Annotated in this window: 7 protein-coding genes; all 7 read right to left on the bottom strand. The window is 73.0% G+C overall.

Features of this window, described 5'->3' with window-relative positions; translation table 11 throughout:
- Window positions 1–102: 102 nt before the first annotated feature.
- Entirely contained in the window at window positions 103–1,209 is a 1,107-nt protein-coding gene (gene murG, locus ACFW1A_RS33235; protein ID WP_380415614.1) for an undecaprenyldiphospho-muramoylpentapeptide beta-N-acetylglucosaminyltransferase, read from the bottom strand.
- 6 nt (window positions 1,210–1,215) lie between these two features.
- A complete protein-coding gene (gene ftsW, locus ACFW1A_RS33240; protein ID WP_380415616.1) occupies window positions 1,216–2,574 on the bottom strand; it encodes a putative lipid II flippase FtsW in 1,359 nt (452 codons plus the stop codon).
- Between the two features lie 26 nt (window positions 2,575–2,600).
- A complete protein-coding gene (gene murD / locus ACFW1A_RS33245; RefSeq protein ID WP_380415618.1) occupies window positions 2,601–4,025 on the bottom strand; it encodes a UDP-N-acetylmuramoyl-L-alanine--D-glutamate ligase in 1,425 nt (474 codons plus the stop codon).
- Window positions 4,022–5,083 (bottom strand): phospho-N-acetylmuramoyl-pentapeptide-transferase, encoded by a 1,062-nt coding sequence (gene mraY / locus ACFW1A_RS33250; protein WP_380415620.1) that lies wholly within the window; start codon window positions 5,081–5,083, stop codon window positions 4,022–4,024. The genes murD and mraY overlap by 4 nt, the downstream gene beginning before the upstream one ends.
- Window positions 5,080–6,486: a UDP-N-acetylmuramoyl-tripeptide--D-alanyl-D-alanine ligase gene (gene murF / locus ACFW1A_RS33255; RefSeq protein WP_380415622.1), complete on the bottom strand. Its 1,407-nt coding sequence runs from the start codon at window positions 6,484–6,486 to the stop codon at window positions 5,080–5,082. The genes mraY and murF overlap by 4 nt, the downstream gene beginning before the upstream one ends.
- A complete protein-coding gene (locus ACFW1A_RS33260; protein ID WP_380415624.1) occupies window positions 6,483–8,057 on the bottom strand; it encodes a UDP-N-acetylmuramoyl-L-alanyl-D-glutamate--2,6-diaminopimelate ligase in 1,575 nt (524 codons plus the stop codon). Before ACFW1A_RS33260 ends, murF begins: the two co-directional genes overlap by 4 nt.
- 151 nt (window positions 8,058–8,208) lie before the next feature.
- Window positions 8,209–10,088, bottom strand: a 1,880-nt coding sequence (locus ACFW1A_RS33265; RefSeq protein ID WP_380415627.1) for a peptidoglycan D,D-transpeptidase FtsI family protein, incomplete at its 5' end; no start/stop codon positions are given.

Genomic DNA, 10,088 nt, shown 5'->3' on the forward strand with positions numbered 1-10,088 from the left:
CGCGCCCACCCCGGCTGGGGGGGGTGCCCATCTACGTGGCCCCCCAACGCGGCGGACCCGGCGGGCCGGGGGGCCCGGCCGGCCGCCGGAGCGGTCGACTGGTCAGCCACGACGGCGACCGGCGCGCGCCGCCTCGATCGCCTCGTAGACCATGCCGACCAGCAGGTCGTCGGCGTCCCGGCGGCCGAACTCGGCGGCCGCCCGGCTCATGTCCCACAGCCGCTGCGGGTCGGTGAGCACCGGCAGCACGTTGCGCAGCACCCAGTCCGGGGTCAGCTCCGCGTCGTCCACCAGCAGCCCGCCGCCGGCCTTGACCATCGGCTGGGCGTTCAGCCGCTGCTCGCCGTTGCCGATCGGCAGCGGCACGAAGGCGGCCGGCAGGCCCACCGCGGCCAGCTCGGCCACCGTCATCGCGCCGGCCCGGCAGAGCATCAGGTCGGCGGCGGCGTAGGCCAGGTCCATCCGGTCCACGTACGGCAGCGCGCGGTACGGCGGCATCCCCGGGATGTCGTCGATCTGCGGCAGCTCGTTCTTGGGGCCGACCGCGTGCAGGATCTGCACGCCGTACTGCTGCAGCCGCGGCGCGATCGCCTGGACCGTCTCGTTCAGCCGGCGCGCGCCCTGCGAGCCGCCGGAGACCAGCAGGGTGGGCAGGCGCTGGTCCAGCCCGAAGTAGTGCCGGGCCTCCGGGCGGGTGGCGTTGCGGTCCAGGGTGGCGATGGTGCGCCGCAGCGGGATGCCGATGTAGCGCGAGTCGCGCAGCTTGCTGTCCGGGGTGGAGACCGCGACGAAGTCGGTGTACCGGGCGCCGATCTTGTTGGCCAGGCCCGGACGGGCGTTGGCCTCGTGCACCACGATCGGCACCCCGGCCCGCTTGGCCGCCAGGTACGCGGGCATCGCCACGTAGCCGCCGAAGCCGATCACCGCGTCCGCCTTGACCCGCTCGATGATCTCCTGGGCGGCCCGCACGGTGCCGCGCAGCCGGCCCGGCACGGTGATCAGCTCGGGGGTGGGCTTGCGCGGCAGCGGGACCGCGGGGATCAGCTCCAGCTGGTAGCCGCGCTCCGGCACCAGCCGGGTCTCCAGGCCGCGCTCGGTCCCCAGCGCGGTGATGCCGATGCTGGGGTCGTGCCTGCGCAGCGCGTCCGCGAGCGCCAAGGCCGGCTCGATGTGACCGGCGGTGCCTCCGCCGGCGAGTACGACATGCACCGAAATTCACCGCTCCCTGCGCGGCCCGGGGGCCTTCGCTGTGGTTCGTCGTCGTGGCAGCACCCGGCGCAGACCTGTCCTGAACCGGGACTTGGAGCTCCGGGCGGCGAGCGCCGCCTTGGCCCCCGGGACACTGCGCGCGAAGCAGAGCAGTATCCCGACGGCCGTCATGGCGGACAGCATGGCGGATCCCCCGTAGGAGAACAGCGGCAGGGGTACGCCCGCGATCGGGAGCAGTCCCAGTGCCGATCCCAGGTTGATCACGGCCTGGGCCATGATCCACGTGGTGGCGGCGCCCGCGGCGTACCTGACGAAGGGGTCCTTCGTGCCGATGGCCACTCGGATACCCGCATACCCTAGTGCCGCGAAGAGACCGATCACCGACAGCGTCCCCACCAGACCGATCTCCTCACCGGTGGCGGCGAAGATGAAGTCGGTGTGCGCCTCGGGCAGCTGGCCCCACTTCTCGTACCCGGCGCCCAGTCCGGTGCCGAACGGGCCGCCCAGGGCGAAGGCGTACAGACCGTGCAGCGCCTGGAAGCAGTCCTGGTTGGGGGTCGGCCTGGTGATGCCGATGCAGGCCAGCCGGTCCAGCCGGTGCGGCACGGTGATGATCAGCGCGGCGCAGGCCACCACGGCGATGCCCAGGGTGGCGACGAACAGCCGCAGCGGGGCGCCGACCATCCACAGCAGCGCGAAGACCATCGCGACCAGGATCATCGAGGTGCCCATGTCGCCGCCGAGCATGATCAGCATCAGCAGCACCAGGGCGCCCGGCACCAGTGGCACCAGCAGGTGCTTCCACTGGCTCAGGGTGCCCGCCCGCTGCTTGCGGGCCAGCAGGTCGGCCGCCCAGAGCAGCAGCGCCAGCTTGGCGAACTCCGAGGGCTGGACCTGGAAGAAGCCGAAATTGAGCCAGTTCCGGTTGCCGTTGACCTTCATCCCGATGCCGGGGACGGCCACCAGCACCATGGCGCCGATCGAGCCGAGCAGCACCGGGTACGCCAGCACCCGGTGCACCGCGACCGGCACCCGGGCCGCGGCCACCAGCAGCAGCGCGCCCAGCACCACCGCGACCAGCTGCTTGCGGAAGTAGTAGAGGCCGGGCAGGCCCTGGTGGATCGCGGTGATGTTGGACGAGGAGAAGACCATCACCAGGCCCAGCACCAGCAGCAGCGAGGCCGAGCCCAGGATCAGGTAGTACGGCGTCAGCGGCCGGTTCAGGGTCCACCGCAGCCGCTCCCGCAGCGCCTTGAGCCGGCCGATCGCGCCCTCGGTCTTGAAGACGGTGCTGGTGGCCGAGATCAGCTCCGGACCGCGCTGCGGCGGCGCGGAGGCCTCCGCCCCCCTGGTCTGACCCGCCACCGCGCCGCCCCTCCTCGTCTTCCCGGTTACTCCGTCAGCCCCCGCACCGCCTCGGCGAAGAGGTCGCCCCGCTCGCCGTAGTTGGTGAACATGTCCATCGAGGCGCAGGCCGGCGCGAGCAGCACGGTATCGCCCCGCCGGGCGAGCCCGGCGGCCGCCCGGACCACCTCGGCCATCGCCACCGCGCCAGTCTGGCCCTCGGCCGCTTCGATCACCGGGACATCCGGGGCGTGTCGCTCCAGCGCCTCCCGGATCAGCGCCCGGTCGGCGCCGATCAGCACCACCCCGCGCAGCCGGTCCGCGGCCCCCTGCACCAGCTCGTCGAAGGTGGCCCCCTTGGCCAGCCCGCCGGCGATCCAGACGATCGGCTCGTAGGCGCGCAGCGAGGCGGCGGCCGCGTGGGTGTTGGTGGCCTTGGAGTCGTCCACCCAGGTCACCCCGGCCACCTCGGCGACGTGGGCGATCCGGTGCGCGTCGGGCCGGAAGGCGCGCAGCCCGTCCCGGACCGCCTTGGTGTCCACCCCGTAGGCGCGGGCCAGCGCGGCGGCCGCCAGCGCGTTGGCGATGTTGTGCGGGGCGGGCGGGTGGATGTCCGAGACCGCGCCGATCTCGGCGGCGCTGGTGGTCCGGTCCGGCACGAAGGCGCGGTCCACCAGCAGGCCGTCCACCACGCCGAAGGTGGACAGGCCCGGCGCCGCCAGCCCGAAGCCGATGGCCCGGCAGCCCTCCTCGACGTCGGCCTCGCGGACCAGCTCCTCGGTCGCCGGGTCGGCCAGGTTGTAGACGCAGGCGACCTGGTTGCCCTGGAAGATCCGGCCCTTGTCGGCCGCGTAGGCCGCCATCGAGCCGTGCCAGTCCAGGTGGTCGGGCGCCAGGTTGAGCACCGCGCCGGAGTGCACCCGCAGCGACGGGGCCCAGTGCAGCTGGTAGCTGGAGAGCTCCACCGCGAGCACGTCGTACGGCTCCTCGGCCAGCACCGCGTCCAGCACCGAGACGCCCACGTTGCCGACCGCCGCGGTCCGCCGGCCGGCCGCGGTGAGGATCGAGGCGAGCATCTGGACCGTGGTGGTCTTCCCGTTGGTGCCGGTGACGGCCAGCCAGGGGGCCGGCTCGCCGGTGCCCGGCAGCGGTCTGCGCAGCTGCCAGGCCAGCTCCACGTCGCCCCAGATCGGCGTCCCGGCCCGCTCGGCGGCCAGGAAGAGCGGGCTGCTCGGCGGCCAGCCGGGCGAGGTGACGACCAGTCGGGTGCCCTCGGGCAGGCTGTCGCCGTCGCCGAGGCGCACCGTGATGCCGGCCAGTTCCGCGGCCCGGTCGCGCAGCACCGGGCTGTCGCCGCCGTCCACCACGGTGACCTCGGCGCCGAGGTCGCGCAGCACCCGGGCGGCGCTGACCCCGGAGACCCCGAGGCCGGCCACCACGACCGGCAGTCCGGCCCAGTCGGGAGTGGTCAATTGGTCACCCAGCCCGCGTAGAAGAGGCCGAGGCCGACCGCGACGCACAGGCCCTGGATGATCCAGAACCGCACCACGATCAGCACCTCGCTCCAGCCCTTGAGTTCGAAGTGGTGTTGCAGTGGTGCCATCTTGAAGACGCGCTTGCCGGTCATCCGGAACGAGCCGACCTGGATGATCACCGACAGGGTGATGATCACGAACAGGCCGCCGAGCAGCGCCAGCAGCATCTCGGTGCGCGAGCAGATGGCCAGGCCGGCCAGCGCGCCGCCCAGGGCCAGCGAGCCGGTGTCACCCATGAAGATCTTGGCCGGCGAGGTGTTCCACCACAGGAAGCCGAAGCAGGAGCCCATCAGCGCGGAGGCCACCACCGCCAGGTCCAGCGGGTCGCGCACCTCGTAGCACTTGGCGGTCGCGGTGATCACGTTGGCGCAGCTCTGGTTGTACTCCCAGATCCCGATGAAGGTGTAGGCGCCGAAGACCATCACCGAGGCACCGGTGGCCAGGCCGTCCAGACCGTCCGTCAGGTTCACGCCGTTCGACATCGCGGCGATCATGAAGTACGCCCACATGACGAACAGCACCGGTCCGACCGACCAGCTGAAGTCCTCCACGAAGGAGAGGTGGGTCGAGGCCGGGGTGATCCCGCGGCTGTCGCTGAACTGCAGCGACAGGATCGCGAAGCCGAGGCCGACGATCGACTGGCCCGCCAGCTTCGCCTTGGCCCGCAGGCCGAGCGACCGGCGCTTGACCACCTTGATGTAGTCGTCCAGGAAGCCGACCAGGCCCAGGCCCGCCATCAGGAAGAGCACCAGCAGGCCGGAGGCGCGCGGCGCGGCGCCGACGATCGCCTTGGTCGCGAAGTACGCGACCAGGGTGGCCAGGATGAAGGCGATGCCGCCCATGGTGGGCGTGCCCTTCTTGCTGTGGTGGGCCTTGGGGCCGTCGTCCCGGATGTACTGGCCGTAGCCCTGCTTGGCCAGCAGCTTGATCAGGGCCGGGGTGCCGAAGAGCGACAGCACCAGGCCGATCATGCCGGAGAACAGGATCTGCTTCACCGGACGGCACCGTCCGCGAGCAGCGCCTCGGCCACCTTCTCCAGCCCCACCGAGCGGCTGGCCTTCACCAGCACCACGTCCCCCGGCCGCAGCTGACCGCGCAGCAGCTCAACTGCCGCGTCCGCGTCGGACACCAGCACCGACTCCTCACCCCACGAACCTTCGTTCCTCGCGCCCAGTTCCATGCAGGCCGCCTCGCGTCCGCCCACCGCCACCAGCTTGGTGACGTCGAGTCGCACCGCGAGCCGCCCGATGGCGTCGTGCTCGGCCAGGCTCTCCTCGCCGAGCTCCCGCATCTCGCCGAGCACCGCCCAGGTGCGGCGGCGCTCCGGGCCGCGGCCGCCGATCGAGACCAGCGCGCGCAGCGCGGCCCGCATCGACTCCGGGTTCGCGTTGTACGCGTCGTTCACGACGGTGACCCCGTCGGCCCGGTCGACGACCTCCATGCGCATGCGGGACAGCGCACCCGCCTCGCCGAGGGCGGCGGCGGTGTCGTCGACGGACAGTCCGAGCTCCATCGCCACCGCGGCGGCGGCGAGGGCGTTCGAGACGTGGTGCTCACCGTACAGGCGCAGCCGTACCGGAGCGGAACCGGCCGGGGTGGTCAGCGTGAACGATGGACGGCCGGTGGAGTCCAGGCGAACGTCCTGTGCCCGTACGTCGGCTTCCCGGCTCTCGCCGAAGTAGACCACCCGGGCCCGGGTGCGCTCGGCCATCGCGCGCACCAGCGGGTCGTCGGCGTTCAGCACCGCCACGCCGTCGGCCGGCAGCGACTCGACCAACTCGCCCTTGGCCTCGGCGATCCCCTCCTTCGAGCCGAACTCGCCCAGGTGGGCACTGCCCACGTTGAGCACCAGGCCGATCGAGGGCCGGGCCAGCGAGCACAGGTAGGCGATGTCGCCCTTGTGCCGGGCCCCCATCTCCAGCACCAGGTGCCGGGTGGACTCCTCGACCCTGGTCGCCGTCATCGGGAAGCCCAGCTCGTTGTTGAGCGAGCCCTCGGTCCAGACGGTCGGGCCGGCCTTGCCCAGCACCTGGGCGATCAGGTCCTTGGTGCTGGTCTTGCCGGCCGAGCCGGTCAGCGCCACCAGGTGGACCCCGCCGGCCTTGGCGATGACCGCCTGGGCCAACTTGCCCATCGCGTCCTGCACGTCGGCGACCAGCACCGCGGGCACCCCGACCGGGCGCTGGGCCAGCACCGCGACCGCGCCGGCCGCGACCGCGCGGTCGGCGTAGTCGTGCCCGTCCACGTGCTCGCCGCGGAAGGCCGCGAACAGCCCGCCCGGCGCCGCCTTGCGCGAGTCGATCGCCAGCGGCGCGCTCACCACGGTCTGCGGCTCGGCGCCGTCGACCAGCTCGCCGCCGGTCGCGGCGGCCACCTCGGCCAGGGTCAGTGCGATCACGGCTGCTCCACTCCTCGGTGCTCCGCCACCTGCGGTTCGGGCTGCGCGTGCACGATCGCCTCGCGCAGCACCTCCCGGTCGTCGAACGGGCGGACCTCGCCCTTCACGTACTGGCCGAGCTCGTGGCCCTTGCCGGCCACCAGCACGGTGTCGCCCGGGTGGGCGCGGGACACCGCGTCGGCGATCGCCTCGCTGCGGTCCGGCACCACCAGCACCTCGCCGCGCTCGCCCTCCGGCACCTCCACGGCGCCGCCCAGCATGCTGGCCAGGATCGCCAGGCTGTCCTCGGAGCGCGGGTTGTCACTGGTCAGCACGGCGGTGTCGGCCAGCCGCGCCGCGATCGCGCCCATCGGCCCGCGCTTGAACGGGTCCCGGTCGCCGCCGCAGCCGACCACCACGTGCAGCCGGCCCTTGGTCACCTCGCGCAGCGAGGCCAGCACCGCGCGCAGCGCGTCCGGCTTGTGCGCGTAGTCCACCACCGCGACGAACGGCTGCCCGGCGTCCACCCGCTCCAGCCGGCCCGGCACGCCCGCGACCCCGGCCACCCCGGCCACCGCCCGCTCCAGCGGCAGGCCGGCGGTGACCAGCGCGGTGATCGCGGCCAGCGCGTTGGCGACGTTGAACGGGCCCGGCAGCGGGACCGAGGCGGGGGCCGACTGCCCGTCGGGGCCGATCACCCGGAAGGTGGACCCGATCGGGCCCAGCTCCACGTCCACCGCGCGCCAGTCCGCGTCCGGGCGGCCGGTGGCGGAGAAGCCGGTGACCGGGATCGCCGCCTCGGCGGCCAGCCGGCGGCCGTACTCGTCGTCCAGGTTGACCACGCCCGCGGCGCTGCGGCCGGCCTCGAAGAGCCGGGCCTTGGCGCGGTAGTAGTCCTCCATGTCGGGGTGGAAGTCCAGGTGCTCCGGCGTCAGGTTGTTGAACACCGCCACGTCGTAGCGGACCCCGTCGGCCCGGCCGTAGACCAGGGCGTGGCTGGAGACCTCCATCACCACCGCGTCGGCGCCGCGCTCGCGCATCACCGCGAGGATCGCGTGCAGGTCGGTGGCCTCGGGGGTGGTCCGCTCGCTCTTGATCCGCTCGCTGCCGACCCGCATCTCCACCGTGCCGATCACCCCGGGGGTGCGGCCGCAGCCCTGGAGGCCGCCCTCCACCAGGTAGGAGGTGGTGGTCTTGCCGTTGGTCCCGGTGATGCCGATGGTCAGCAGCGCCTGCGACGGATCGCCGTAGACCCGGGCGGCCAGCCGGCCCATCCAGGCCCGGGGCTGCTCCACCACCAGCAGCGGGACGGCGAGCCCGGCCGCCAGTTCGGCCCCGGCCGGGTCGGTCAGCAGCGCGACGGCGCCGGCCGCCACCGCCGGGCCGGCGAACGCGGCGCCGTGGTGGTTGGCACCGGCGAAGGCCACGTAGACGTCGCCCGGACGGACCGCGCGGGAGTCGTGCGTGATGCCGGTCACCGGGGCGCCCTCGATCGGGGGCAGGCCCAGCAGCTCGGCCAGCTCCGCCAACGGGACGGGCGCGGTGGCGGCCGGCCGCGGCGGGCTCACACTGGTTTGGTCTGATTTCGGCACGGCGGGCAGGGTATCCGTCCCGGGGCGGTCGAAGCCAAGTGGGGCGGAACCGGGCTGCCGGGACGCGGTGGACCCGCGCTGCTCGGCGGTGACCGGGGTCGCACTCGCGGCCGGCTCGGATGCGGACTGCGGGGATTCAGGCTGCACGGGTTCAGGGCTTCCACTCGACGGGCAGGTTGGGCGCCTCGCTGCCGCTCGGCGGTACCTGGAGGGTTTTCAGCGCGAACTCCATCACCTGCTTGAAGACCGGTCCGCACAGTTGGCCGCCGAAGTGGCCGTTGACCGGGTTCTGGATCACGCAGGAGACGGTGATCCGCGGGGCCTCGGCGGGCGCGAACCCGATGAACGAGGCGGTGTAGCCGGAGTACTTGCCGGTCTTCGGGTCCACCCGGTTGGCAGTGCCGGTCTTGCCGGCCACCCGGTAGCCGGGGATCTGCGCGGCGTTGCCGGTGCCCTGCTCATCGGTGACCACCGACTCCAGCATCTCGCCCAGGGTCTTGGCGGTCTCCGGCTTGACCACCCGGGTCTGGGCCGGGGCCGGGGCCGGGGTGAACCGGCCGTCCGGACCGGTGGTGCCGGCCAGCAGGCTGGGCGTCACCCGCACCCCGCCGTTGGCGATGGTGGAGAAGACCGAGGTGGCCTGCAGCGCGTTGACCGACAGGCCCTGGCCGAACGGGATGGTGAACTGCTGCGAGGTGCTCCAGTCGGCCGGCTTGGCCAGCAGGCCGCGGGTCTCGCCGGGGAAGCCCACGCCGGTGGGCTGACCGATGCCGAACCGGGTCAGGTAGTCGTCCAGCACCCGGTTCGAGGCGGGCTGGTCCTTGCCCAGGTGCTCGGCGGCCTCGATGGTGCCGATGTTGGAGGACTTGGCCAGCACCCCGGCCAGCGTGAGGTACCAGGTGTCGTGGTCCACGTCGTCGTGGAAGACGTGGTCGCCGCGCTTGAGCGTGCCGGGCACCGTCACGTGGGTGTCGGCGCCGGCCACGCCGGTGTCCAGCACGGCGGCCATGGTCATCAGCTTGGCGGTGGAGCCGGGCTCGTAGGCGTCCTGCAGCGCCGGGTTGCCGAGGTCGGCGGGCTTGGCGCTGCTCAGGTCGTTCGGGTTGAAGCCCGGCGAGGTGGCCATGGCCAGGACCTGACCGGACTTCACGTCCTGGACGATCACGTAGCCCTTCTCCGCGCCGGCCGCGCTCACCTGGTCGGTGATGGCCCGTTGGGCGGCCCACTGGATGTCCCGGTTGATGGTCAGTCGCACGTCGCTGCCGGGCACCGGGTCCTGCCGGCTGCCGCCGACGGTGGGGATCAGCTGGTTGTTGGAGACCGCGCCCAGCTGCTGGCCGTCGGTCCCGGCCAGCAGCTTCTGGTACTGCAGCTCCAGGCCGCCGGCCCCGGCCCCCTCGGCGTTGACGAAGCCGACCAGGTTGGCGGCCAGGCCGTCGGCCGGGTAGACCCGGGCGGTGGTGGGCTCGGAGAAGATCCCCTCCAGCGGGTTGACGCAGGTGCTGTCGATGGTGGTCCGGCCGCCCTTGTCCACCGGCTTGCCGATCAGCGCCTTCTCGGCCCGGCAGGTCCGGGTGTCGACCTTCTTGCGCAGCGCGGCGGCCAGGTCCGTCACCTGGTTGCGGGTCTGCGAGCTCTGCCGGGGCGCCAGCACCAGCCCCTTGGTCCCGGTGGTGCGCAGCTTGGCGACCAGCTTGTCCCGGGGCACGCCGAGGATCGGCGCCAGCAGGTCGGCGGCCTGCTCCGGACCGTCCGGGACGTGCAGCGCGTCGGGGGTGAACATGGTCGGGTCGGCGGTGATGTCGTAGGCGTCCACCGTGGTGGCCAGCGCGACGCCGTCGGCGGTCGTTATCGAACCGCGGGCGGCCGGCAGCCGCTTGTCCACGTACCGGTACTTGTTGGCGTCGGCCGACAGCTCGGACGAGTCCAGCAGCTGGATCTGGAACAGCCGGGCGGCGAAGATCGAGAAGACCACGGCCATCACCACGGTGATCACCCGCAGCCGGCGCCTGGGGTCGGCCAGCTTGAGCC

The organism is Kitasatospora sp. NPDC058965, assembly GCF_042741245.1.
Taxonomy (GTDB): domain Bacteria; phylum Actinomycetota; class Actinomycetes; order Streptomycetales; family Streptomycetaceae; genus Kitasatospora.